Source organism: Paenibacillus shenyangensis (assembly GCF_000346635.1).
GTDB classification, from domain to species: Bacteria; Bacillota; Bacilli; order Paenibacillales; family Paenibacillaceae; genus Saccharibacillus; species Saccharibacillus dauci.
Genome location: NZ_AOIG01000002.1, coordinates 101,071 through 127,537, shown reverse-complemented (window position 1 = coordinate 127,537; position 26,467 = coordinate 101,071). Strand labels below are relative to the sequence as shown.

27 protein-coding genes are annotated in these 26,467 nt (G+C 46.3%); 24 read left to right on the top strand and 3 right to left on the bottom strand.

What is annotated here, in order from left to right; all coding sequences use genetic code 11:
- Positions 1 to 194: 194 nt before the first annotated feature.
- On the bottom strand, positions 195 to 1,049 hold the full coding sequence (locus tag H065_RS0100590) for a manganese catalase (RefSeq protein ID WP_017811054.1): 855 nt from the start codon (positions 1,047 to 1,049) through the stop codon (positions 195 to 197).
- Positions 1,050 to 1,468: 419 nt separating this feature from the next.
- Positions 1,469 to 2,563, bottom strand: coding sequence for an AI-2E family transporter (locus H065_RS0100585; RefSeq protein WP_017811053.1), 1,095 nt, complete (start codon positions 2,561 to 2,563; stop codon positions 1,469 to 1,471).
- Positions 2,564 to 2,906: 343 nt separating this feature from the next.
- Between H065_RS0100585 and H065_RS0100580 the strand changes: the two genes are divergently transcribed.
- The 6 genes from H065_RS0100580 to H065_RS0100555 all read left to right on the top strand — a co-directional run bounded on the left by H065_RS0100580 (position 2,907) and on the right by H065_RS0100555 (position 6,335).
- Entirely contained in the window at positions 2,907 to 3,848 is a 942-nt protein-coding gene (locus H065_RS0100580; protein WP_026135956.1) for an aldo/keto reductase family protein, read from the top strand.
- Between the two features lie 208 nt (positions 3,849 to 4,056).
- Positions 4,057 to 4,464: a DUF4279 domain-containing protein gene (locus H065_RS0100575; RefSeq protein ID WP_017811051.1), complete on the top strand. Its 408-nt coding sequence runs from the start codon at positions 4,057 to 4,059 to the stop codon at positions 4,462 to 4,464.
- Positions 4,465 to 4,636: 172 nt separating this feature from the next.
- Positions 4,637 to 4,996 (top strand): hypothetical protein, encoded by a 360-nt coding sequence (locus tag H065_RS0100570; protein WP_238557854.1) that lies wholly within the window; start codon positions 4,637 to 4,639, stop codon positions 4,994 to 4,996.
- Positions 4,997 to 5,030: 34 nt separating this feature from the next.
- A complete protein-coding gene (locus tag H065_RS0100565; protein ID WP_017811049.1) occupies positions 5,031 to 5,414 on the top strand; it encodes a DUF5071 domain-containing protein in 384 nt (127 codons plus the stop codon).
- A gap of 257 nt (positions 5,415 to 5,671) precedes the next feature.
- On the top strand, positions 5,672 to 5,917 hold the full coding sequence (locus tag H065_RS0100560) for a DUF1871 family protein (RefSeq protein ID WP_017811048.1): 246 nt from the start codon (positions 5,672 to 5,674) through the stop codon (positions 5,915 to 5,917).
- Between the two features lie 127 nt (positions 5,918 to 6,044).
- On the top strand, positions 6,045 to 6,335 hold the full coding sequence (locus H065_RS0100555; protein ID WP_017811047.1) for a hypothetical protein: 291 nt from the start codon (positions 6,045 to 6,047) through the stop codon (positions 6,333 to 6,335).
- A 140-nt stretch (positions 6,336 to 6,475) separates the two neighbouring features.
- Here the strand turns inward: H065_RS0100555 and H065_RS0100550 are convergent, their stop codons facing one another.
- A complete protein-coding gene (locus H065_RS0100550) occupies positions 6,476 to 7,843 on the bottom strand; it encodes a hypothetical protein (RefSeq protein WP_017811046.1) in 1,368 nt (455 codons plus the stop codon).
- Between the two features lie 209 nt (positions 7,844 to 8,052).
- Between H065_RS0100550 and H065_RS28085 the strand changes: the two genes are divergently transcribed.
- The 18 genes from H065_RS28085 to H065_RS0100460 all read left to right on the top strand — a co-directional run bounded on the left by H065_RS28085 (position 8,053) and on the right by H065_RS0100460 (position 26,410).
- Positions 8,053 to 8,190, top strand: a complete 138-nt coding sequence (locus H065_RS28085; RefSeq protein ID WP_017811045.1) for a hypothetical protein — start codon at positions 8,053 to 8,055, stop codon at positions 8,188 to 8,190.
- 184 nt (positions 8,191 to 8,374) lie between these two features.
- On the top strand, positions 8,375 to 8,770 hold the full coding sequence (locus tag H065_RS0100540; RefSeq protein ID WP_017811044.1) for a Fur family transcriptional regulator: 396 nt from the start codon (positions 8,375 to 8,377) through the stop codon (positions 8,768 to 8,770).
- Positions 8,746 to 9,567, top strand: coding sequence for a winged helix-turn-helix transcriptional regulator (locus H065_RS0100535; protein WP_017811043.1), 822 nt, complete (start codon positions 8,746 to 8,748; stop codon positions 9,565 to 9,567). The genes H065_RS0100540 and H065_RS0100535 overlap by 25 nt, the downstream gene beginning before the upstream one ends.
- A gap of 300 nt (positions 9,568 to 9,867) precedes the next feature.
- Positions 9,868 to 11,328 (top strand): catalase, encoded by a 1,461-nt coding sequence (locus H065_RS0100530; protein WP_017811042.1) that lies wholly within the window; start codon positions 9,868 to 9,870, stop codon positions 11,326 to 11,328.
- Positions 11,329 to 11,794: 466 nt separating this feature from the next.
- A complete protein-coding gene (locus H065_RS0100525) occupies positions 11,795 to 12,232 on the top strand; it encodes a hypothetical protein (protein ID WP_017811041.1) in 438 nt (145 codons plus the stop codon).
- A gap of 373 nt (positions 12,233 to 12,605) precedes the next feature.
- On the top strand, positions 12,606 to 13,022 hold the full coding sequence (locus H065_RS0100520; protein WP_017811040.1) for a BlaI/MecI/CopY family transcriptional regulator: 417 nt from the start codon (positions 12,606 to 12,608) through the stop codon (positions 13,020 to 13,022).
- Positions 13,004 to 13,888, top strand: coding sequence for a M56 family metallopeptidase (locus H065_RS24845; RefSeq protein WP_017811039.1), 885 nt, complete (start codon positions 13,004 to 13,006; stop codon positions 13,886 to 13,888). Before H065_RS0100520 ends, H065_RS24845 begins: the two co-directional genes overlap by 19 nt.
- A gap of 108 nt (positions 13,889 to 13,996) precedes the next feature.
- Positions 13,997 to 14,422, top strand: a complete 426-nt coding sequence (locus H065_RS0100510) for a DoxX family protein (RefSeq protein ID WP_017811038.1) — start codon at positions 13,997 to 13,999, stop codon at positions 14,420 to 14,422.
- 321 nt (positions 14,423 to 14,743) lie between these two features.
- Positions 14,744 to 16,723 (top strand): methyl-accepting chemotaxis protein, encoded by a 1,980-nt coding sequence (locus tag H065_RS0100505; RefSeq protein ID WP_017811037.1) that lies wholly within the window; start codon positions 14,744 to 14,746, stop codon positions 16,721 to 16,723.
- A 325-nt stretch (positions 16,724 to 17,048) separates the two neighbouring features.
- Positions 17,049 to 17,750: a pirin family protein gene (locus tag H065_RS0100500; RefSeq protein WP_017811036.1), complete on the top strand. Its 702-nt coding sequence runs from the start codon at positions 17,049 to 17,051 to the stop codon at positions 17,748 to 17,750.
- 11 nt (positions 17,751 to 17,761) lie between these two features.
- Positions 17,762 to 18,091, top strand: coding sequence for a hypothetical protein (locus H065_RS0100495; protein WP_017811035.1), 330 nt, complete (start codon positions 17,762 to 17,764; stop codon positions 18,089 to 18,091).
- 398 nt (positions 18,092 to 18,489) lie between these two features.
- Entirely contained in the window at positions 18,490 to 18,816 is a 327-nt protein-coding gene (locus H065_RS0100490) for a hypothetical protein (RefSeq protein ID WP_017811034.1), read from the top strand.
- 220 nt (positions 18,817 to 19,036) lie between these two features.
- Positions 19,037 to 19,711 carry a ThuA domain-containing protein gene (locus tag H065_RS0100485; RefSeq protein WP_017811033.1) on the top strand — a complete coding sequence of 225 codons (675 nt, stop codon included), beginning with the start codon at positions 19,037 to 19,039 and terminating at the stop codon, positions 19,709 to 19,711.
- A 189-nt stretch (positions 19,712 to 19,900) separates the two neighbouring features.
- Positions 19,901 to 20,224, top strand: coding sequence for a phasin family protein (locus H065_RS0100480; RefSeq protein WP_017811032.1), 324 nt, complete (start codon positions 19,901 to 19,903; stop codon positions 20,222 to 20,224).
- 1 nt (position 20,225) lies between these two features.
- On the top strand, positions 20,226 to 21,896 hold the full coding sequence (locus H065_RS0100475; protein ID WP_026135952.1) for an ABC1 kinase family protein: 1,671 nt from the start codon (positions 20,226 to 20,228) through the stop codon (positions 21,894 to 21,896).
- A gap of 416 nt (positions 21,897 to 22,312) precedes the next feature.
- Positions 22,313 to 23,761 (top strand): SulP family inorganic anion transporter, encoded by a 1,449-nt coding sequence (locus tag H065_RS0100470; RefSeq protein ID WP_017811030.1) that lies wholly within the window; start codon positions 22,313 to 22,315, stop codon positions 23,759 to 23,761.
- A 189-nt stretch (positions 23,762 to 23,950) separates the two neighbouring features.
- Positions 23,951 to 25,621, top strand: a complete 1,671-nt coding sequence (locus H065_RS0100465) for a DEAD/DEAH box helicase (RefSeq protein ID WP_238557853.1) — start codon at positions 23,951 to 23,953, stop codon at positions 25,619 to 25,621.
- Positions 25,622 to 25,984: 363 nt separating this feature from the next.
- Positions 25,985 to 26,410, top strand: coding sequence for a DMT family transporter (locus H065_RS0100460; RefSeq protein WP_017811028.1), 426 nt, complete (start codon positions 25,985 to 25,987; stop codon positions 26,408 to 26,410).
- Positions 26,411 to 26,467 lie beyond the last annotated feature (57 nt).

Sequence of the window (26,467 nt, the reverse complement as noted above, 5' to 3'; positions counted from 1 at the left end):
CCCAGCTGATAGCAGTAATCGGGTCGATTATTTTTATCTATTGGATATAGATCATACGGATAACTATCCTATATTCCCGACGTGCTATCATCGTGGATCATAGCAGATAGCAGTTATTGCCGGTGATAATAAAGCCCTGCCTGAATCAGCAGGGCTTGTTGCCTTATTTACAAATCTGCCTCTAGAGCAGAATCTTATTTACTCAGTGTACCTACATTGACGATACTTGGCGCCTGATCTGCACGGGAATGCATAAAGTCCGGAGCCGGCTTCAGAATCGGTGCCTGACCATAGGCTTTTGGTTGCTGCACATATTCGAAGTCACCTGTGCCATCCATTGCAGGACCGCTTGCCCAGCGTCCGGCTGCACTTTCTTCGCCCTGGGAGAAGTTCATGAATTGGTGAACCACTTCACGTTTCTCCAGTTCTGGAGGGAAGGAAGCCGGTGTGATCGGACCTTGCTTGGCTTCGATTTCGGCAATTGCTGCGAGCCACTGATTCTGGTGCATCGTATCGCGGGCAATCATAAAGGACAGCATATCGCGGATACCCGGATCAGTCGTTTGTTCATACAGGCGGATAACCTGCAGACGTCCCTGGGATTCAGCATTCAGGTTGGCACGGAAATCAGCCAGCAAATCGCCACTTGCGACGATATAACGGGAATTCCAAGGATAGCCTACGCTGTCGGATGGCAGTGCGCCCAGACTGGATACAATCGCATGCTGCGGGTTCATGCCGCCCAGTACTGCGCCAATCGCAGGGTCTTTGGCCATTTGCTCCACTTGATCCAGTGGGGCATCGTCGAGCAGTTGTGCAATCATGGTTGCCAGCATTTCCACGTGACCGATCTCTTCGGTACCGATATCAAGCAGCATATCTTTGTACTTGCTCTCTGCACGGGAATTCCATCCCTGGAACAGGTACTGCATCATAACGGACATTTCGCCATATTGTCCGCCGAGTACTTCCTGCAGTTTTTTCGCATAAATCGGATCCGGCTTGTCTGGCTTAGCTGTATACTGTAACTCTTTAATGTGAAAGAACATAATGTAACGCCTCCTTTAATGTGTGAGAAAACTAGACTGGGATACATAGGGATTCGTAATTTCTGTACATATTCACTTCAAGTTAAGTAGTCTCACTTTGCATATGACTCATCCAGTAAATAATGCAGATGAATCTACTACTCTATAGCAGCAGAACCATATGAAAAGTGTCCCGAAGAATACGATGGCCATCGCAAACAACTATTAACCAATTCAGATTGGATATAACCTTTTTCCTCCTAATAAAATGACAAAATTGTTATTTATCTAGCATTAATAATACCATTTTCTATCCATTAATTGGTAAATAAAAACAGATCAGGGTATGTTAACTTCACATATCCCTGATCTGCCACATGGTAAGGCAATCCTATACTGATAAATATATTTAAATGAAATTTTAATGAATATGAATCTGTCTACTGGAAATCGCTGCCGATTTTCTGCTTCAGATACATACGGTAAATGTGTACGATCGTAATTTTGACCGCCATGTAGATCGGAATAACAAGCAGCATGCCGAGAATACCACCCATATCTCCACCGACCAGCAGGAGAACAATGATTGTAAATGGATGAATATCGAGCTGATTACCAAAGATAATCGGCTCCAGCAGATTGTTCTGAATCAACTGGGCGACAATAACGATCACAATCGACCAGATCCCCATCATCGGCGATTCAATAAATCCGACAATCGCTACCGGTACCGCTGACAGAATCGCCCCGATATAAGGAATGAAATTCAGGAAGAAAGCCAGGAACACGAGCAGCAGGGAATAAGGCAGATCGATAATCAAAAATCCGATATACAGCAGTACGCACAGTGCGAAGTTAACAATAACGCGTCCGGCGATAAAGCTGCTGAGTGAATCGTCAATCTCTCCAAGCATTAGCTTGCCATCTTCACGGAACTTCTGCGGAAATAACAGTACCAGACGCTCGGACAACTTTTTGTCGTCTTTGAGCAGGTAGTACAGCATAATCGGAACCGTAGCAATAACCAGCACGATATTGGATACAAAAGAAAACATGCTGGAAATATGATCCGACAGCCAGGTAAAGACGGTGTTCAGATATTCGGTCAGACGTGACAGCATATCCGTGTTGCCGCCCTGGTTAGGCAGATACTGCTGAATAAATGAATTGTGCTGCAGCGCATCGATCTGCTTCACAATACTGTTAGTGAATTCAGGTGTATTCTGTACAAAGCTGGTCACCTGATCACGCAGCGTCGGCCAGCCGATCATGGAGAAAATAACCAATGCCAGAATAATGACCACATAGATCATCAGGATAGACATGGACCGCTTGACCTTGCGTTTGCGTTCCAGCCAGTTAACCAATGGACGCAGTGGATAGTAGATAAAAGCAGTAATTAACAGAGGTACAATGGTGAGGCTAATCAAAGAGCGGATAGGAACAAAGATAAAATCAACCAGTGTTCCGAGATAGATGATCAGCAGTACGAGCGCGATGCCCGCGCCAATACGAAAAAAGCGGTTTTGTATCATAGGCAGGTTTCCTCCCGGAGAATAGTCTGACTCTAAGCTGCTTAGTTGCTTATATGTATGGCAGTCCAAGTAACTTAGCTATTAAAAGAGCTGATAACTGTATATAAACGCTATTATAGCCTACTCAATCGTTATGCTTCATTTTTCATACAGTTGGGACAAGCAAGTTAGCAAAAGCTACAAACGGATAACTTTTACAATAAATATTTGGAAGCGGATTCTTATAGCGATATAATGGGAGCTAGGTGTTCCGGTTCGGATAGATATACGGCGATGAATCCGCTGATCTGCCCGAGTGACAAGGCACATGATACATACCATGAGGAGGCTGTAACCGATGACGATGAATTACCGCAGACTGGGTGGAAGTGGGCTAAAAGTAAGTGAGATCAGCTTGGGAAGCTGGCTGACGTATGGAGGATATGTGGAACGGGAGAATGCTGTAAATTCGATACGTGCCGCATATGATCTGGGCATTAATTTCTTCGATACAGCCAATGTCTATGAACGTGGAGAAGCCGAGAAGGTAGTTGGCGAGACCCTGAAATCGTATCCGCGTGAATCGTATGTACTGGCAACCAAGGTATTCGGCAATATGGGCGACGGCCCCAATGATAAAGGATTATCCCGCAAGCATATTATGGAACAATGCCATGCCAGCCTGAAGCGGCTGGGGCATGATTATATCGATCTGTATTACTGCCACCGCTTCTCTCCGGAGACACCAATCGAAGAGACACTACGTGCACTGGACGATCTGGTGCGCCAGGGCAAGATTCTGTATGTCGGTGTCAGCCAGTGGACAGCTGCCCAGATGCAGGCGGCTGTCGGTGTAGCCGACCGTTACCTGCTGGATCGGATCGTCGTGAATCAGCCGATCTACAATATGTTCGAACGTTATATCGAAGAAGAAGTCATTCCGCTTGGAGAAAAATACGGCATCGGTCAGGTCGTGTATTCGCCGCTGGCACAGGGTCTGCTGACTGGTAAATACACCTCAGGTGGTCAGATCCCTTCCGATAGCCGCGCCGCCAAACTCGGTTGGGACGAGAAAAAGCTGGATGAACAGCGTCTGGGTCAGGTACAGCAACTGCAAAGTATCGCAGACGAAGCCGGATTATCGCTGACCCATCTGGCGCTGGCATGGATTCTTCGTCAGGACAACGTCTCCAGCGCCCTGGTCGGCGCGAGCCGTCCGGAACAGATTCAGCAGAATGCGGGAGCCGCAGGTGTGAAATTGAGTGAAGATGTACTGACAGCAATTGAAGATGTGTTGAAGAAGTAAAAAGGTAGGCAAAAGCCCTTCTGTAATATATAGATACAGAAGGGCTTTATGTCTTTGCAGAGAATGCAGATGAGCTCTGAAAAGAGCAGAAGGAGAATACATAGTGCCGAGACTACAGTTTAAACATCTTGTTCGAGAACCATTGGAAGAAGAAATGCCGGAGCATAGTGTATGAAAGATCAACAAGATCATTGTAAAAGGAGGCGGAATGTTGGATAAAACAAATGTAATGGTTGAATTTATTATTACTGGAGAGCAACTCGATTTAAATAAATTAACAAATGTAATCGGAATATCTCCTTCAGAAAGTTGGCTTAAAGGAGATCCAATTCCTGATAAGAAAACTGCCAGACCTGATTCATGTTGGATATTATCTACAGGGTATGAAGAATCTCTTGATATTAACGATCAGTTATATAAGATGATGAGTCGAATAAGCAGTAAGATTGATATTCTGAATGACCTTAAACAAGAGGATAGCTTAAAATTTGTTGTTGCTATTGTTATTAATGTTGAAGAAGATATAAAGCCAGCAATGCACTTTGAAAAGCAATTTATTGAATTCGCTTATAATCTTAAGACCGAGTTTTATATTGAGCTCTATAATTACAGTTAACTATTTATTAAAAAGGATGATTACATTGGACATTGTTTTTAAATCTTCCTCTTACGGTATGATTAAATATAATGAAATACACGAGGATCTTTCTATGATTTTGAGTTTGTTTTTAGTAGGAAACTCGAGCGTACTTTTTTCCTTTTATGAAAGAAACCTGCACCTTTATAATGTGACTACACAAGATTTCATCTTGAACAGATGTGTGTTTGTAAATTCTGAATGGGTTCTACCCTGGGCAGAAACGATACCTCATTGGGATGAGTTGAATACACCGCCAAAAATCATTTGGTTTTCAGTGACAAAAAAAGAAGATATCCTTCAAGCTATCAAAATTGATCATCTGTTTAGATGTGTAGTCATTGAGCAAGGAAAAGATTTTCAGCAGCATTCAAATGTTCTTTTTCATGAGGAATATTATTCTACAGGGGATGAAGACTATGACTATTATTTAGGATTTACAAATAAGCATGATTTCCTGAATAAGACGCTTCCTAAAATCAAAGAGAATTTCAACGTCTCTATAAGTTAGTTGAATATCTAAATAAAAGGAGGAAATACTTAATATGAACCACAAATTGCCTGAGAGTAAAGATGATTTCGCTAGTATAACCGTGTTACAACAATTGGAATTCGTCCAGATCACTGCGCTTATTCCCGACCTTTTAATCTGGATTCAAGATGGTAATTGGCCTATCTACCAATCGATCAAGGAGTTATTGTTGCCTCAACAGGAAAATCTGATTGAACCGTTAAAAGAAATATTGAATTCGAACGACTCATCTTGGAAATACTTTTTATTAAATGACTTTATTCCCTTTCTAAGAACAGAAGTTATACAGAAACTTATCGAGGAATTGAGTATGCTTAGTAATCATCCCACTTTTGCAGATCAAAGCGAGGAGGTTGATTTGCTGGCACAAAAAATTCTGGAATCTGCTAACAAATAAAGCTAATGACCAGGCTTGATGCAATGAAAGGAGTCTCTAAAAATAGATTAAAATGAAAGCCTACATAAATTAGAAATTTCCTGAAACATTGAGGAGAGCAATACGAATAGTCAAATATTGAAAAGTATAATCAAAGAAAAGTATGGGAGGATAATCAGTTAGAAGGATATCAATCTCAAATAACAATTATTCAGTTTTGAGGCTTATAAGGCAATATCTACATCATTGTTCGATGAATAAAAGAGTGGGGTGATCGCTTGACTAAGAAAATAACTCTAATCATTAATGACTGGAATCCTATTGAGATTTATCCTTTGCTTGATATTGAGTATGATAGTGAAGTGAAGCAGATATATGAACTATTAACTCTTAACGATACTAAATCTGAGTTGGCTGAAAAGATATATCAGGTATTCGAAAAAAAATTTGGGAAACTATTTCAAAATACACTTATTGAGTGTGAAGTTATAGCAGAAAAGATACTAAACGCATTAAATAATTGATGATAAAGACTTTGAGGACTATAATCCTCAAGGCTTTTTTTTACGCGTACCCAGTGTAAGGTAAATCGTTAACATGATCTAAAAATATGTAAGAACGTGAATATTTCCAAAGTTAGGAGGGAACTCAATGTCATTATCTGATTATTTAAGAAAAAATAAATTGGAATGTAAAAATTGTAATCAAGAACTTAGTGTTGTTGGTTTTGGAAGTGGCCTAGATAAACTTAAATGTTTTCACTGTGATATATATTACGAATATATGATACAAACTAAAATTTTAGTTCAAGATCCAAGGTATACTGAGCTGGTTGAAAAATGGGATACTGGCAGTGGGGAGTGGCCAGGTATACCTAGTAGTGAAATATATAGCCCATGGTATTTAAAGAAAATAGTAAGGATGATTAATAAAAGAATGTAAATGGTATTATCTTCAAATCATAAATGATTTAGAACAAGAGAGAAAAAGGAATGAGACCTAAGAGTTTGGCCCATTCCTTTTTTCATTAAATTAAGTTGTATAAAGCAAACTTGCTACAATCCTAACTCGTCACACTCATCTCAAAGATGCAGCAGTCTCTGCGCATGCTGATACAGTTCAGCATACTTTGCCACGATATCCTTTTCCGCATTTCCTCGGAACCGCTCAAACAAATTCGTACACTTTAGCAGCAGCAGATTGTAATTCCATCGTTGTGCCTGCTCCATACACTCCAGCAAATACCCAAATCCCTGATCATATTGTCCACGCTCCAGATAATACAATGCCAGTTCATATAGCAGCCGGGCATAGCGCTCTAAGTTCAGCTGCAGTGTATACAGCTCATCATCCAGTGTCTGTGCTTCCAGATCGTCGATTTCGTGCTTGAACTTTGGCAGCACGGTACTCAGGTCCAGTCGGTGCCGGTTGGCTGCAGTGACCACATTTAATAGAAATACGAGCAGTTCCTCCGGCCGCTGTTCTACATACTCCACATATTCCTCTAGCACATCCGGCTCACCCGCATACAGTCTCGCCGCGTAGCTGTTGGCACGAGCCCATTCTTCAAACCGGTTTTTCCATAATAACGTATCATCGTCCTCTTCCTGTACCCAGTCTAGTTCGGTGGTCAGCTTGAGGTAATGAGCGACCTGTTCATAATCCTTGTATTCCTCATTCGCATGAGCACGCAGCAGATACGCATACGCTATGTAAAAGAACCATGGTTTTTGCGGCTGGCGATCAGTCGGCAGCTCTCCAGCCTGTTTGCGATCGTACAGAAGTCTGGCTTTATCCAGCAGAATCTCGGCGATCTTTTCGACTTTTTTCCAATTGCGCAGCGAGCGATACGTGTTCGCCAGATCGGTATAGGCATCCAGCTGCTCTACTTCATTCAATCGCTCCACAAATGGCTCGAACCGGATGGCCAGCTGATAGTTCTGTTCCTGGTCATCTCCCTGCCTCGCCATGAACAGCCGGTAATGGCAGATCGCCAGTCTTTCGGAATGCTGCTTGTTCTCGCTCTCTGCTACGCTTTCATACAGCATGCTGGCGGCTTCCTTTTTATCTTCCCGGAAAAAGTCTTCTGCCGTCTCGAACAGAAATCCAGGATACTGGGACTTGCCTGCGAGCATATGTACAATCTTCTGAATGCAATCCAGTTTGTCCAGCTCGACACAGCGATACAGAAACGGCTTGATCCGCCGCCAGTCCGGTGTCGCATCGTTCAGATACTCATTGATGTACTGGTCGTACAGCGCGCCCTTCTCCAGCTCCAGAATCTCGGTGATTTTGTCGAGCTGCTCGATACTGAGCACCCGGTTACCGTTGAGGATGGAGCTGATAATACCTACATTGATATTGTGTTGCTTGGCAAAACGGCTCATGGAAATCTCTTCTTGCTGGATACGCTGTTCCAGTCTGTCACGAATGAGTAGTGGATGGTCCAAAGGGCACACCTCCTTTATGAAATTAAGCAGATTGCTTGTGCGATGCGCAGATGGTTATGAACCACATGGTTATGAGGTCTACAAGAACGATGCTTTGTCTATACAAATATACAAAAGATTACAGGTTGTAAGGTTTTAAATAAAATATAGCGGATACAGACAGGGGGAGCAATCCATTTTACAGCGGATAACCAAAATTTATAACGAACATGGATATTACAGAACAGCGAAGAAATGCCGAAAAGCATGCCTTTCAGATGCATGCAGCCTATTCTGTAGAGCAAGGTATGCAGCATATAACAAAAGAACACGATACCCTGAACATGTCGATCGTTGTCCACGAATGACTTATCCTACATTATACGACAGGATAAAAGAGCTGTTCACGGACAAAAGAACCGTTTAATACTTAATAGTATGACAAATATTCAAAATTGGTGAGAATGATTCTCGTATTATTCGCAAACCTATTGACCGACATTTGAAATGGATTTATACTTATTCTAAAATCAAATTAAGGGAATGATCCATGTGAAAACTATCAATCTGACGACGCAGCGCAAAGCTGTTTACGAAATCGTCTGCAACGCCGAGGATCACCCGACTGCCGCTGACGTAATGAACCGGTTGGTAGAGCGTGGTCATAATTTCGCTTATGGTACTGTATATAACTCGCTGCGATATCTGTCCGATAACGGGCTGATCCGTGAACTCAAGCTTGGTGAGACCGCCAGCCGTTACGATGGCAAAATGGATGATCACCAGCATATTGTATGTGAATCCTGTGGACGTGTAGATGAAGTCATGACCGATGCACCGCTGCAATGGTACGCTGATGTAGCAGAGGAGACCGGGTACGATGTCCATCATGCACATGTTGTATTTAAAGGAGTGTGTACCGAATGCAAAAACAAATCGAAAAAGTAATTGAGAATGATTATCTTTCTGACTCCACTTCGTCGATGAACTGGGCACCGGACAATAGCACTTATGAAGAGATGGAGACCATGATTCAGGCTTGTCCGGTCACACGCCGTGTCGTCATTATTAGTCCGGCTCCGAGCCGTATTCATGAATTGACTCGGATGCTGTCGGACAGCTGCTTTGATGTTATGGTATTTCATCGCTGGGAAAATAATGGTGCAGGTGCGATCAGTGCCGACCTGTATATTTTTGATATGATTACCGCTGCAGGCAGCAGTGAGATCGAGCTTGCCAAGCTGCGCATAAATGATAATGATTCTCATGTACCATCTATTTTCCTGGTGCGCGAGGAGATGCTGGCTCTCGGAATGAAAGAATGGACCGAAGAAGAACTGCTCGTATGGCCGATGCGTCCGCAGGAAGGGCTGTATCATGTAGAGCGTGTTATTCGTTCCAATGCGAGCCGTCCGGCAGCACCGGCAGCAGATGAAGATGCCCAGCACCGGATCGTATTCAAGGATCTGTGGATCGACCGCAAGAAAATGACTGTTCATCGCGGACAGCAACGTGTAGAGCTGACCAAAACCGAGTATGATCTGCTGCTCATGCTGATCGAAGGCGAAGGCAGCGTATTATCCCGTGAACAATTAATGAGCGAAATCTGGGGTACACAGTTCTTCGGCGGCAGTAATGTCGTAGATGTCCATGTCAAAAGTCTGCGTAAAAAGATCGGCGATAATGCTTCTGCACCACAGTATATTGCGACTGTACGCGGTGTGGGTTATCGCTTGGCTGATTGATTCATTTGACATAATAATAGGCAAATCAAATTTTATTGAGAATATAGGATTATAGATAAGTTGTACATTCATAATATGAACAATCTATTCACGTCTTCTTCATGCAAGGCTCATCCAAGACTCATGCGGAGCTCATGAATGTACCTGGTTGGCGATGTTAGAATAATTCTAAACTTACGGATTTTGAATTAAGTCTAATTACAAGTCTAATTCATTCACTTTCAGATGAATGTACTGTTAGGAATGATAGATGATGTGAAAAGACTTGAGACCGTCCGATTTGAAAGGATGATTCTAACGATGGACAACCGTCTTACTACCAACCAGGGTGCTCCTGTAGGAGATAACCAGAATTCCAGAACAGCAGGACGCAGAGGACCGGCACTGCTGGAGGATTATCACCTTATTGAGAAGATTGCCCATTTTGACCGTGAACGTATTCCCGAGCGTGTTGTGCATGCCCGTGGTGCAGGTGCCCATGGCGTATTCCGCACAGCAAGCAGTATGAAGAAATATACCCGGGCTGCTTTTTTGCAGGAAGAGGGACTTGAGACACCGGTATTTGTACGTTTCTCCACTGTTATTCATGGAGTAGGCTCTCCGGAGACGGCACGCGATCCGCGCGGTTTCGCCGTGAAATTCTACACGCCGGAAGGCAACTATGATATTGTGGGCAACCATCTGCCGGTATTTTTTATCCGTGATGCGATCAAATTCCCGGATATGGTTCATTCCCTCAAGCCGGACCCGCAGACGAATATTCAAAACCCTGGTCGTTACTGGGATTTCATGACCCTGACACCGGAATCTACACATATGATGACCTGGTTGTTCTCGGATCATGGGACACCAGCCAATTACCGTGAAATGGACGGATTCAGCGTCCATGCTTTTAAATGGATCAATGCCGAGGGCAAAGTGACTTACATTAAATACAAATGGGAATCCAGACAGGGTGTCCGCACATTCTCCGCGGATGAAGTGCGCGAACAGCAGGGACGGGATTTCAACCATGCGACACGCGATCTGTTTGACCATATTGAACAAGGGAAATTCCCGGAGTGGGATTTGAAGGTTCAATTTATTCATCCGGAAGATATCGACAGTTATTCCTTTGATCCACTCGACCCTACCAAAGTATGGCCGGAAGAGCAGTTCCCGTTCCATCTGGTCGGCACGATGACACTGAACAAGAATCCGGAGAATTTCTTTGCCGAAGTAGAGCAGTCCGCATTCTCTCCAAGTGCGCTTGTACCGGGTATTGAACCATCCGAGGACAAGCTACTGCAGGGTCGTCTGTTCTCCTATCCGGATACACAGCGTCATCGTCTGGGACCGAACTATTTGCAGATTCCAATCAACTGCCCGTATGCGCCGGTACGCAATCACCAGCGTGACGGTCTGATGAATGTGCATCAGGATAACTCCCGTTATAACTACGAACCGAACAGTTATACCGAGGGACCAGTCGAAGATCCTGCCTACCGCGACAGTGAAGTAGAACTGCAGGGCAAGGTGACTCGTCAGCAAATCGAGAAAACCGATGACTTTACCCAGGCGGGTGAACAATATCGTTCTTATAATGCGCAGCAAAGAGATAATTTACTTCAAAATCTGGTTAATGATTTACAGGGAGTGAAAAAGGATATTCAACTGCGTGCGATCTGTAACTTTATCCGCGCAGATCGTGAATACGGCATGCGTCTCGCTCAGGGACTCGGGGTAGATATCAGCGAATTCATGTCCCAGATGCGCTCCTGATCTATGCATTACCGCTATCCAGCAGCCTGTCTTTTACAGCCTAAAGGGGTATGAATCCCTGTAATCTTACAGGCAGGATGCTTTTATATACAGCCTGTTGAATCGCTCTACACGATGCAGATGATACGGAGCTGTTCAACAAGCTCATATTTTTCACTGTCTGCGGCGCACTCAGCCGGGAAATAACGCAGGATGACGGGCCACCGTACATGCTGCCTGAACCCGTAAGCCGCAGCGGACAAGGCCGCCAGGCCATTATATATACAGTAGAGGGAAGCAATGCTATGAGCAGGATATAGTGTGTGCTTCCTTCTGTCTTATTCTCCTTCCGTAATACCCTGCTGCCTGCCGGGATCTATTCCATCCAGAGAGATACACGTGGAAAGGAAATAATGGTGAAGACCATACTTTGCCGGAATGCTGTAAGCCCAAGAGTACGATTGCAACAGCAAAGGAGAGGTGTATCATGAGGAAATTATGGAGCCTGGGGATATGCGGTATGGTAGTCATGTTTATGGTGATCGGTTTGTGGAATACGGCAGGTTATGTGTCGGCAGAACCTGCATTGACAGGAATTCAGCAGCGCCCTCTGAATCTGCCGGCCAGTTTCCCTGTTCCGGATGATGCGCTGACGGTAACGGCAGTACAGAACAGCAGCGACGAGGAGAAATTCGTCCTGTTTACTTTCCAGACCCGGTTGAGTATGGAGACATTGGCCAAAACCTACAGCGAGTACTTCCGTGAGCATGATATGAAGGATGCGATCGATATGCTGAGCGAGCAGAAAATGGTCATTCAGGGAACCAATGAAGTTTCCCGGCAGAGCTGGATTCTGACAGCTGTACCGGCAGCAGATACGAATGATCGTGTAGAGATGACCGTTGTCTGGACAGACGAGCGCTAAATCGATCAGCAGCTGATAATAAATTATATCGGTGTACAGTAGAGTGGTTTATTAAAGCTGGAACCGAATAGCATATGACGCGGAGACTTGAAGCAAGTAGAGTCTTCGCGTTTTTATAATTTAACGCAGAAAATAAAATGGTTTATATGGAAAAAAATATAAATTAAATTTTATCTATAAAATGCGCTTAACAACATATATTGGAGTTTTTATAAAAGGATAATTCGTTATTTTAATGTAAAAAGAGAAGCCTTAACTGTTAAAAAAGTATAGACTGATTCGTATAATGTGATAATATACAATTAAGTACTGAAATTTGACTTGCTTTTAATGATTACACTACAATGTGTAGTGTGAGGTGGCGTAGATTAAGATGAAAATACAAAATTTCAAAGTAGGTGCTACAGGGATGGATCGCTTTTTTGGTCCGCTGGAAGCACAGGTGATGAATGTACTGTGGGATATGGATCACCCTATGACGATCAGAGAAGTGCAGACTGCACTGAAGCCGGTCAAGCCGCTCAGTTTTAACACGGTGATGACGGTGATGAATCGTCTGGTGGACAAAGGCGCTCTGCTCAAAAAGAGCGAAGGCAGAAGCTTTCATTACATTCCGTCGGAAAGTCGTGCAGAATTCTTGAATCATCAATCCAGGGAATTAACTCATGAATTAATGGAAGAGTTCGGATCACTCGCTGTAAACCACATGGTGGACATACTTGAAGAGGTGGATCCTCAACTTATTCAAGCCTTGGAGGAAAAGATCAAACAATGGAAAAACAACGCGTAGAATGGTGGCATCGTCGTTCCGAAAGACTGCTGAAGACAGGGCTGTTTATTACTTTGTTTACGATAGGTCTGATGGTGATGTACGCGCTGCATGTCTTGTTCGGTTGGAATATTCCGTTTGACCTGCTGCGTATCTGTAATCAGTGGATGAAATCACATGGCTGGTTGTCGGTGAGTCATCTGCTGGAGACACTGGTTCTGTGTACATTTGTGTTATATGTCGGTTACGGACTGGATCAGTGGTATGGTTCATTCCGTGCCATGCAGCATTTCCGTCAGCTGGAGAACCATCGGTTATCTGCTAAGTATAATGAGCGTTACCGTCCGGATGGACGGAACATCTTTATGATTGTCTCCTGTGAACAGCCGCTGGCCTTAACAATTGGTATTATCAATCGCCGTATTGTGCTGTCCGAGGGACTGCTGGCCTTGCTCAATGAAGATGAGCGTCAGGCTGTACTGTATCATGAGCTGTTCCATTATCATCAGCGCGATCCGTTGACGACATTCCTGCTGCGGCAGTCAGCATGTGCGCTTTGGTTTTTACCGGTTGTCCGTACGCTGGCACTGCATTACAAGATCTCGCGCGAGATCCTGGCGGACAATTATGCGATTGAGCATCTGGGTACGCCTGTAGGGATCGGCGGTGCGCTACTCAAACTGGTGAAGCGTTCCCGTTCACGGATGGAGATGCCTGCCCGTATGATCTATTCTTCATTTGCCGATACATCGCTCAACTACCGTATACAACGGATTATCGATCCACAAAGCGGAGTATCGCCCCGGTTGCCATGGTGGTCGATCCTCGTCTCGCTACCTGTGCTGATTCTACTGAGTATTTTGTTACTATGGTCGCTGATTGAGTAATCTGGTCACCGGCAAATGCTGTAAATACAGTGTTTGCCGGTAAAGCGACTTTATTTTATAGCAAAGCACTACATTGTGTAGTGTGAAAATGATCAAGGAGGCGTTCAAATGAATATGACCAAAAGGAATGTAGAAGTGGGGATTCTGATTACGAGAGTATTAACAGGGTTGATTTTCCTGCTGCATGGCCTGTCCAAGTTTCAGGGAGGTATTGGCGGTACAATGGGATTTTTTCAGAGCATGGGATTACCAACATGGCTGGCTCCTGTCGTAGCCGTACTGGAGATTGCCGGTGGAATTGCACTGATCGTAGGCTTGTTCACACGTATTGCCGGAGTCCTCACAGCTTGCATTATCGTGGGTACACTTGTCACTGCGCACAAAGGGGATGCTTTCCTAATGGGAACAGAGTTCAATTATCTGCTGCTGATTACCAGTCTGCAAATGGCGATTAGTGGTAGTGCATTGTTGTCCCTGGATGGCATGTTATGGCGCAAAGAGCGCAGTCAAAATCGTCGGCTGGCCGAAAACTAATTATTAGTAAATTAGAAGCTTATTGCGAGATAAGACAGTTACAATCGAATACAAATACAAGCAAACAAAGGGAGGACACATTCATTGTGTCCTCTTTTTTGATATATATACGTCGTATGACAATGGGCTATAGATATCGTATAGCGGATACAAATAACTAAGTGTCGGAATGGTGCCGAAGATTCAACAAATTTCGATTCGTTTCGATAATCGTCTAAATAATTAACCTCAATTGGGCGATATATACAATATTATGGGTTATTGTCAGTTCTTCATGGTCAAACAGCACGATATATTACTACAGGAAAGAGTGTGAAATACATGAGTAAGAATAAGAGTAAATCCCGGCTGCGTTGGTCGATCCGTAATCAACTGATTGTGGCATTCGCGATTGTATTGCTTGCCCCGAGTTTGGTGATCAGTATCAGTATGTATAATAATGCCAAAACTCAGGTGGCAGGTCAGCTAACTACCAGTGCCAATGAAACGGTGAAAGCAGCGAATGATTTTATCAGCAGCTCGCTGGACGCCAAGTTCCATGATGCAGAAGTATTGTCGGGCTTATTTAACCGCTCCATGATTGATGGTCGTCTAAGTCCGCAAATTGTTCCACGATTAACACAGTATATCAAGCTTCATCCGGAAGCGATCGATGTATTTGTAGGTACGCCTGATGGTCTGATGGTCCGCGGTGTGCCCAAGGAAAATGAGAACGGATATGATCCACGCGAACGCGATTGGTACAAGCAAGCAATTGCTGCACCGGGAACAACCGTAATGACCTCTGTCGTGATCAACTCCAGCAATAAGCCGGTCGTTGTTATCGCACGTACACTGCCGGATAACTCGGGTGTACTGGGAATCTCACTGAATCTGGAAAGTATCGCTAAACAGGTTGATATCCAGGTCGGCCATGAAGGCTATGTTATTGTACTTGATAAAGATCAGAATTACGTAGTCAGCCGCAACGGCAAGCCGGGTGACAAAGCAACCGGTGATTATTTGTCTACGATGTATAGCCAGGATCACGGTGATATCCATTATACTTTTCAAGATCGTCCCAAGCAGATGGTATTCCTGACCAATCCGACCACAGGCTGGAAAATTGCCGGTACTATGTATACAAGTGAAGTGGATACAGCAGTAGCACCTGTTCGTAATCAAGCCATGATTACTGTTATTGTATCTATTCTTGTAGCGGCTGTTATTGTATTCTTCTGTATCCGCATGATTATGAATCCGATTCAGCGTCTGCGTCAGACAACTACATTAATCAGTGCAGGCGATTTGACCGTCGAGATTGATCAAAGTAAAAATGACGAAATCGGTGATCTGGCACGGGACTTTGCCGGTATGGTAAACAGTCTGCGCGAGATGATCGAGAATGTGAAAGATACTACCGATAATGTATCCTCGGCTTCGGAAGAGCTGGCAGCGGGTGCGGAAGAAACCAGCCGTTCGGTAGAGCATGTTACGATGGCAATCCAGGAAGTATCTACTGGCAGCGAACGCCAGGTAACCAGTGTCAACCAGGGAGCCGCGTCTATCGAGCGTATGTCCGAGCGGGTGGCGGAGATTTCGAATCATGTAAATGAAGTCAGCCAAACTCTGCAGGATGCTGCCGAAGCTGCTGTCAAAGGTAATGAGTCTGTCGTTGATGTAGTACAGAAAATCTATGAGATTCAGACGACGGTTGACACACTGAGTGATATTATTACCCAGATGAATAATCAGTCTTCGGAAATTGATAGTATCGTTGACTTGATCCGAAATATTGCCAAACAGACCAATCTACTCGCTCTCAATGCTTCGATCGAGGCGGCACGTGCAGGTGAACATGGCAAAGGGTTTGCTGTAGTCGCCGAGGAAGTCCGCAAACTGGCTTCTGAATCGGGTGATTCCGCTCAGCGTATCAGCGAGCTGATTTCCGGTATGCAGGGTGTAGTTACCCAGTCTCTGGATGTTATGGCACAAGCCAAGCATAACGTCGAAGGCGGTATTGTTGCTGTCGATACGTCCGGCCGTTCCTTCTCCCAAATCAATAGTTCGATCAAAGCGGTCTCCAGCAAAATGGATGATGTATCCGGTGCAACAGATCAGCTGAACAGTGAAGCAGATGCTGTCGTAGCTTCCATTGAAGAAATTGCCAGTATCTCGGATCAGTCGGCGAGCAATACAGAGACAATTTCTGCAGCTGCCCAGGAGCAGCTTGCTTCCATGGAGGAAGTATCGAGTGCAGCAACCGATCTGACACGTCTGGCAGAACAGCTGCAGCAGGTGGTTTCACGCTTCAAGCTGTAAACGATCCTTTTGCCAGCTGGAATATATAGCGAAGTTATTGTGTAACAGCTATATTTCTGCCAAAAGTCAATGAACGGGAACGAATACGCTCCTGCTTAGATCAATCCATTTTCTTATAATGAAATAAAGTAGGTCTGTTTAATCTTGCAGCCGCTGCTCCATATATGTATAGGGGCAGCGGCTTTTTTTGATCGCACAGGAATACTGTTCTTCGCCCAATCCGTGCATTACAATAGAGAATAGATAACTCATACTCGGCGACAAAGAGCGGTCGATACATCCGGTTAGGCCGTATTGACGCTTAGGGTCTCAAGGAGGAACAGAGATGATCACATTCTATCCGGCAAGCGAACGATTTCATTTTGACCGGGAGTGGCTTCGGGGAAGTCACAGCTTTTCCTTTGGTGAATATCAGGACCCTGATAATACGGGATTTGGTGTACTGCGTGTATTCAATGATGATACGATCGCACCAGGATACGGCTTTGGCGCACATCCGCACAGTGATATGGAGATTGTATCGATCGTACTGCAGGGACAGCTTCGCCACGAGGATAATATCGGCAATGTGGCGGTGAGTTCCTTTGGTGGTATCCAGCGCATGTCTGCAGGTACCGGTGTTATTCATACCGAGCATAATGCCTCCAACGAGACGGATTGCAATTTGCTGCAGCTGTGGTTTGAACCGGAAGCGCGTGGACTGGAACCATCCTATATGACCTCCTCTTATAATCCGGCTTCACTCAGCGGACGTCTGCTTCCGGTAGTCAGCCGGCAGGGGGGAGAGCATCAGGCGACCATCCATCAGGATCTGACTATTTATCTGAGCCGTCTTGAAAAAGGACAGCAGATCGAGTTCTTGCAGAAATCCGAGCGGCGCACCTATGTATTCGTCATTCATGGGGCACTGCGTCTCAACCAGGCAGATGTGCTCAGCCGCAGGGATGCAGCCCGGCTGGAGCAGGAAAACCGTCTGCAGCTGGAAGCCGAAGAGGCTGTATTTTTTATGCTGATCGACTTGCCCTGAGGAGGATAACCATGAGAGAGACTGTGATGGTCAAACATGCCGTTACCGGCCGCGAATGGCTCAACAATAACAAGCAACCGCTGGAATATGCATTTACTGATCTGCCAGGAGGACGATATCGGTTCGTATTTCATCAGCCACCGGAAGAGGTGGTTACCGAGATCCTGCGTTTCCAGAAAGAACTGAATCTGTTCCGATTCGAGATTCCGGAAGATGGACCGCAGGTGAAGCACTGGTATTATGTGAGTACCGATGGTGTCCATTATGATACCGATCAACAGGATCTGATTATTGAAGCAGATACAGTAATCCGCTATCTGCCTACGGATTACTGGGCCTGAGCCAAACAAATGCTTTGACTTTCTTCGAACATATGTGCTCTAATTAAATAGATACACTTTAGAGTACTGCAGGGAAGTTTGTTTATTTTATCAAAATATGACCAAATCACCTGCATTTTGTATAGGTGCTGCCTATATCCTGTATCTGGAAGCAGACACCACGTTCCTTTTCGAGATCATATCTGGCGGTTATTGTTACTACTTTAGAATGCTGTTTTCAGCGGCTATCCCTTATTCCTGCATGTAGATGCTGCCGATGTGCGGATAGCCATTTTAGTATAGGTCCGAGCCGGGAAGGAAAGCCGTTATACGGCCCTTTGCGCATCGGAGACAGAATGATTAATCCAGGCAATCAGCTTCATCAATAGACCCGAGCAGCGGTCACAGGAGGCAAGCGTATGAATTTAAAGGATGAACAGGTAATGCATGAGCAGTTTGGTGTTGGACAGGTAGTGGAGAATGATAACGAACGGATTACGGTAATGTTCTCGGAGGAAGTGGGACGCAAATCGTTTATGTTCCCGGACGCTTTTGGCAACCATCTGAAGATGAGCAAATCGGATATACAGGATACACTCTACAAAGCTTATGAAGCCAAGCGCAAGCAGCAGGCGGCAGACAAGCTCCAGCTGGATCAGGATCGTGCGGAAGAAGCTATCCGTGTAGCTGCCGAACAGGAGAAAAACCGCAAACCTGCCCGCAAAAAACCGACGGTACGCAAATAATCGTCCGGATTATATCGTTCATTTATCAACGGCCCATCAGTGATCTGATGAGGCCGTGTTTTATTTTATGATCCTGATTTGCTGTATGTACAAAAGATAAAAATTTAAATATTCTGTACTATTCCAAGAAAATACGGGTAAGGACATATCAGGGAGAAATGCCGGATTGACGGTATATCCTTTTTTCAAAATTAAATGCCAAAGGAGACTTGCCCGTATCATGAGTATATTAAGTGATGACAAATTAAAGGCCAGGCAGGCGATCCTGATCGGAGATTATGGAGAAGACGCACCTTATCATCCGCTGGATCAGGTGGAAAATCATATCCGCGATCTGATGCCGGCCGGATGGGAACTGCATACTTCGGATGATTATGACATGCTGGAGATGGAACGCCTCGAAGCTTATGATCTGTGTATCGTCTATACAGACGCTTTTAATAAAAAGATCAATCCCAGACATGCGGCCGGCATTATTACATACGTAGTGAATGGGGGCGGACTGCTCATACTCCACTGCGGTGTATCGCTGCAGGAAACACGCTACGAGCTCAAGCAGTTGATGGGTGCGCAGTACGGTGGTCATGAAGAATATGGAGCGCTGGAGATGCATATCGCCTCGCCGGGACACCCGATTATGAAAGGTATACATTCCTTTGTCATGGAAGAAGAACCGTATGAATTCACGCTGCTGCCAGGAGCAGAACGGACCATTCTGATGGAATATACGATGAATGGCGATACCTGGCCGGCTGCCTGGTGTTCCCATTATGGTATGGGACGCACCGTGTATTTGATGCCCGGACACCATGCAGCTTCTTTTGATTATCCGGAATACCGGACGATGATTGCACAGAGCATCTGCTGGGTAGCCGGATGTGACGAAGAGGGATAGAAGATTCCTGCCCATTCGCTGTATACCGGATTAGGCATATGGCTACCGAACCGTTATACTAGAGAGAGATGGACCCTGCATGGACATGTTGCCATGCGCCGGTGAGGATTGTAACACCGGAATATGCCAATATGCAGATGAGTAGTTGAGCCTTGACCGTACTTTACTATATGTTCAGGAGGAATAGAGATGAGCGATTTGTTCAAAAGAGCGTTATCCCTGGGACTGGGTGCTACTGTAGTCAGCAAGGAAAAGGTAGAAAAAGCAGTAAATGATCTGGTCAAACGCGGAGAATTGGCCCCATCCGAATCCCGTGCACTGGTAGATCGCCTGATGGACCGTGGTGCGGAAGAACAGAATCAGATGAAAGATTGGGTACGCGGCCAGATCCAAAAAGCACTGACTGAACTGGATATTCCGACCAAGGAAACCGTAGAACAATTACAGCAGCGGATTACTGTTCTGGAAAAGCGTCTGGCTGAGCAGGAACAGCAGCAGCCGCCATTGTTATAAGATGTCTCTGCATATCCGGCACGCCGGAAGGTACAGGGAAATCGCCATGGCGCTGATGCGTCATGGCTTTGGTTATATGGTTGAAGAGATGGGACTTCACCGTATGCTGGCGATTCCGCTGAAGCTGGCACGCCGTGATGTCCACGGCATTCGTACACTGGCAGAACGGATTCGTCTGGTATTGGAAGAACTGGGACCTACTTTTGTCAAACTGGGACAGCTCGCCAGTACCCGCTCCGATCTGCTGCCGGAAAATGTAATTAACGAACTGGTGAAATTGCAGGATCAGGTGCCTCCTTTTCCAGGCGAAGAAGCCCGTCAGATTATCGAATTGGAGCTGGGCACCAGTCTGGACGAGATGCTGGAGAGCTTCCAGGAACAGCCGGTAGCCGCCGCCTCGATCGGACAGGTGCATCTGGGCAAGCTGCATACCGGTGAATTGGTCGCGATCAAAGTGCAGCGTCCCGGTGTATCACGCGTTGTACAGCGTGACCTGGAGATTCTGCAGGATCTGATCTCGCTCGCCAAGCGTCACCTGGAATGGGTGGCTCAATATAATGTAGAAGAAATTATCGAAGAGTTCTCCAAATCCATGCGCGAAGAACTTGATTACAATATTGAAGGCCGGAATATGGAACGGATCGGTCAGAATTTTGAAAAGGACCGCTGGATTCATATTCCGAAAACCTACTGGAATTATACATCTGCCCGTGTGCTGACGATGGAGTTTGTCGATGGTATTCATATGGGCCGGCCGAATGAGATTGTGGAGCAAGGGCTCCAACTGCCCGACGTGGCTCAGCGTCTGGTCGATTCCATGCTGCAGCAGATCTTTATCGACGGATTCTTCCATGCCGATCCTCATCCGGGTAATCTGCTCGCCCTGCGTGACGGACGAATCGCCTATCTGGACTTTGGCATGATGGGCCGATTGAGCAGTGATACCAAAAATGGCATGGCCGGATTCGTAATTGCTCTGCTGCGCAAAAATACGGACAGTATGGTACGGGCAGTTATGCGACTGGGATTTGTTCCTGAGGATATTAATATGTCTGCGCTGCGCAATGAGCTGGAGCGGCTGCGGGAGAAATATTATGATCTGCCTTTTTCCCAGATTGATCTGGGTGAAGCACTGAATGAGATGTTCGCAATTATCCGTCAGTACAAGATTGATATCCCGACCGATCTGGCACTGCTTGGCAAAGCGCTAATTACGCTGGAAGGTGTGATTGAACGACTGGACCCTTCACTCAGTATCCTGAACATGGCCGAGCCGTTCGGTCGTCGTCTACTCAGTGAGCGCTACAGTCCGAGCAAGATTCGTCAGCGGATTACGGACGGAGCCTTTCAGGCAGTCGAGATTCTGACCGATCTACCGCGTCAGGCATCCGAGCTATCACGGGTGATTCGCTCCGGCAAGCTCAAGGTGGAAGTCAGTGTACCGGAACTGGGAGAACTGCTCCACAAAATGGATCAGATCAGTAACCGGCTGGCATTCAGTATCGTATTGCTGGCATTCAGTATTATTATGGTCGGCCTGATCATTGGTTCCTCCCTGCGGGACAACACACCGATTCTGTGGGGACTGCCGGTAGTAGAGATTGGTTTTGCCATAGCGACACTGATGGTGGTCTGGCTGCTGGTCGTTATTTTCAGGTCAGGGCGGTTCTAGCCGAACGATCTGTAGAAGCAGCAAGAGCATTCTGACTGTCAAATGAAGGCTGGGCAAAGTGAGAAGGCGGCAGATCGCTAGCAGTCTATTGCCATTCCGTATGTAATCCAGCCTTTACATGATTACGCTTTGTCCGAACGAGCAGTGAGCAGTTTGCTGCCTTTTCGGACAAGGCGTTTTTATTTTGCAGAAATGATTACGTTTACATATTTATTTATCCGGTAATATAGCAATTAATAGTAGAGAGATTGCTTAAAATTGGTTATAATGAAAATCTATCTCTGCCACGGACCCGGCTACCCTGCGAGAGGGGAGCTATTACAAATCAAACAAGCACTGTGCTTCATCTGGTCAGTATTGTCCGGAATTGTACCTATTCAACCGGATGGTTGTCACATGTCTGAAAGAGGATAATCATGAATTACAAGCAGCAATGGTTTGGTAATATCCGTCCTGATGTACTGGCGGGGATTACTGTAGCCCTGGCCCTTATACCGGAAGCGATTGGCTTCTCGATTATTGCAGGTGTCGACCCGATGGTCGGTCTTTACGCTTCTATTTGTATCGCTATTGTTATTTCGTTTGCAGGGGGGCGTCCGGGTATGATCTCGGCGGCTACCGGAGCGATTGCTGTGCTGGTCGGTACGCTAGTTGCCAAGCATGGTGTGGAATACTTATTTGCCGCAACGATTCTGGCCGGGATTTTCCAGATCATACTCGGCTGGCTCAAAATTGGGCGGTTTATTACCTTTATTCCGCAGTCGGTCATGACGGGGTTCGTTAATGCGCTGGCGATTGTGATCTTCTCGGCACAGTTGCCGCAGTTTGTCGGAGCGAACTGGCTGATGTATGCACTGGTCGCCTTAACACTGGCCATTATCTATATCCTGCCGCTGTTCACCAAGGCAGTACCGGCACCGCTGGTAGCAATTATTATCGTTTCTCTGCTGACCTACTTCCTGCATCTGGATGTACGTACAGTGGGCGATATGGGTGAACTGAGCAATCAGCTGCCATTTTTCCATCTGCCGGTTGTACCGCTGGGCTGGGATCTGTTTATTACGGTACTGCCGTATTCGATCTCGATTGCCTTTGTGGGTCTGCTGGAATCGCTGCTGACAGCAACGATTGTTGATGAGATGACCGAGACACGCAGCAACAAAAATCGCGAAGCCCAAGGTCAGGGACTCGCGAATATTGTAAGTGGATTTTTCGGAGGAATGGCAGGTTGTGCCATGATCGGTCAATCGGTTATTAACGTCAAATCCGGTGGACGCGGCAGATTGTCGACGTTTATCGCTGGAGCTTTTCTGCTCGTTCTGCTCGTGGTACTAGGCACAATCGTACGTGAAGTGCCGATGGCGGCGCTGGTCGGCGTGATGATCATGGTCTCGATCGGTACGTTCAGCTGGAATTCCCTGCTGACGATCCACAAGATTCCACTTGCCGAGGCCGTTATTATGGTCACGGTTGTAGTTATTGTGGTATTGACCGACAATCTGTCGATCGGGGTAGGTGTCGGTGTGGTGATGAGTGCGCTGCGGTTTGGCTGGAGAATGTCACAGCTCCATATTACCGAAGCCGGGGATTCTACGTCTGCTCACCGGGTCTATCAAGTACGCGGCCAAATGTTCTTCGGTACGATGAGCCAGTTCGTGGATCACTTCGTACCGACAGAAGATCCAGAGCAGATTACGATTGATTTTGCCGGGTCTCATATCTGGGACCATTCTGCTGTCATCGGCATCGGCAAGCTCAAGGAAAAGTACGAGCAGCTGGGCAAGCAGGTGCATATTCGTGGTCTGAATGAAGAAAGCCGCCAATTGTACGAAAAACTCGGCAGTTCCGCCGCTTCCGGGCATTGACGCGGCGGGAAATAAACGTTATATTGACGCTATAGCTGTCGTTAGAATGGTCGGGAATCTCAGACTGCAGCCTGTGTCAGGCTGCGGATGATCATAAAGGTGTCTGTCACGAACAGATACAGAAGCATCGGTATCACGCCGGTGCTTCTTTTTACGAGTGCTGCAAGAATAATATTATGAATAAGACAGGTGAAATCATTGACAAACTTTAACTCATTTGGCATTTCGTCAGCAGCGATTGAACTGCTGGCCGTTAACGGAATCACTCAGCCGACCGAAGTTCAGGAAGCTTCTATTCCTGCACTGATGAACGGAGAAGACGCAATTGTACAGGCGAAGACAGGTACTGGTAAGACACTGGCCTTTTTGCTGCCTATTTTTGAAAAGTTAAACCTGAATGTAACCGGCGCACCACAGGCGCTCGTTGTTGCACCTACACGCGAACTGGCTCTGCAGATTGCGACAGAAGCGCGCAAGCTGGCAGATGCTTACGAAGGCGTACGTATTCTTGCTGCCTATGGCGGTCAGGATGTAGAGCGTCAGCTGCGCAAGCTGGAAGGCGGCTGTCATCTGGTCGTTGGTACACCGGGACGACTGCTCGACCATATGGGTCGCGGCACGCTGGATATGACCAAGATCCGTACACTGGTACTGGATGAAGCCGATCAGATGCTGCATATGGGTTTCCTCAAGGAAGTGGAGCAGATCATTATGGCGACATCTCCATCCCGTCAGACCATGCTGTTCTCTGCAACCATGCCAGAGGGTATCCGTCGTCTGTCCGCCCAGTATATGCGCAAACCGCGTGATTTCCGTGTAGGTACCGAAGAAACGGTACCCCTCAAGCTGATTCGTCAGCTGGTTGTGGAATGTACACCGCGCGGCAAGCTGGCTGCACTGCGTGAATATATTGAACGGGAGCGTCCGTATCTGGCCGTTATTTTCTGCCGGACCAAGCGCCGTGCCGCTGCACTGAATGCAGAACTGCAGGAAATGGGCTACGCCTCGGATGAACTGCATGGCGATCTGTCCCAGAACAAGCGGGAGCAGGTTATGAAAGCATTCCGTGATGCCAAGCTGCAGCTGCTCGTTGCTACCGATGTCGCTGCGCGTGGTATCGACGTTGAGGGTATTACCCATGTATTCAACTATGATATCCCGCAGGATGTGGAATATTATATCCACCGTATCGGACGTACAGGCCGTGCCGGGGAAAAAGGCCGTGCGATTACATTCGTAACGCCACATGATCGTCAGGAACTGGAGCAGATCGAGCGCCAGACCGCTCAAAAACTGCCGCGCGAGATTTCCCAGACGTCTGCACAATCCGAAGATTCCGGCGAACTGCTGTCCAATGTTCGTCCCAAAGCCGAGCGTACAGGCGGTCGTACCGGCAAAAACAAACGCAGTGAAAATGGACGCCGTGAAGCACGCGGCAGCTATCGTGATGAGCCATCCGGTCGCTCCGGCGGCAGACGCGGCAGCGGTGGTGGACGTTCATCCGATCGCCCAGCTTCCAGTGCCGGCAGTAGCGCAGGTACAGGTACACGTTCCGGTGGCAAGAACAAGCGCAGTGAGAGTTCAGCTCGTCCGGCCAAAGCTGTCGGCATGAGCGGAGCGATGGCACGCCGTACCGATGAATCCGGTTCTTTCCGTCGTGATTCTTCGAAAACAACCAAAGGTTCCGGTAGCAGTGCCAGCGCAGGCGGTCGTACGCGTGAGTATGGCAAAGCCGGAGGCAAAGGTGGCAGCAGCGCATCTTCCCGCCAAGGAAGCGGATCGTCCTCCCGTCAGGGAAGCAGCCGTTCCAGTCAGTCCAGCCGCAATTCCGACAACAGAGGTCGCGGTGGCAAACGTTAATAATCTTGGATTCTGCCTGCATATTTCTGCAGGATAGTAGACAGATTCGGATTTGAATAAATACCAGGCAGCCCCTTGTCGATATAAGGGGCTGTTTGGATTGCCGGAAAAGAAAATAGACCTATGCAAATCTAGTGATTTGCATATCGTATACGCCGGATAGATCGGTTCAGTAGACAATCGACAAGTCGATTGGGACATATGTCCTTTTCATGAGATAGCCTGCTGTTCTTATAATAGACAAGGCGTAATAGATTGATATTGTTGGAGTAGATTGATGTTGTTGAAATTTGCACTAACGTAAACCAAAGAATTAATCATAATGCGGTTATTATACAGACATACAGGAGGAATTATAACAGCATGAAAGGAATACTATTCGCCCTGCTGGGCGGTGCATGTATTACATTACAGGGAGTAGCCAACAACCGGATTAGCCAGGATATTGGAACTTGGCAGGCAGCGACGATTACGCAGTTGACCGGATTTATCCTGGCAGCGCTGGTTCTGCTGATTGTTCGCGACGGCAGCTGGCAGGGATTCAAGCAGGTCAAACCGCTGTACTTGTTCGGCGGTGCGCTGGCTTCCATTATTATTTATAGTGAAGTCATGGCGATCCAGTATGTAGGAGTGACACTGACTGTATCCGCGCTGCTGATCGCCCAGCTGTGTGTAACATTTCTGATTGATCTAAGAGGCTGGTTCGGTGTCGTGCGGAAGAAGATGACCATGCCCCAATTTATCGGCATCTTAATGATGATCGGCGGCGTAATTATTCTCAAGCTATAAGGTATAAGGTATAAGGTAAAGGAATAGATAACATAATGAGCTGTCCCGCTCATACAA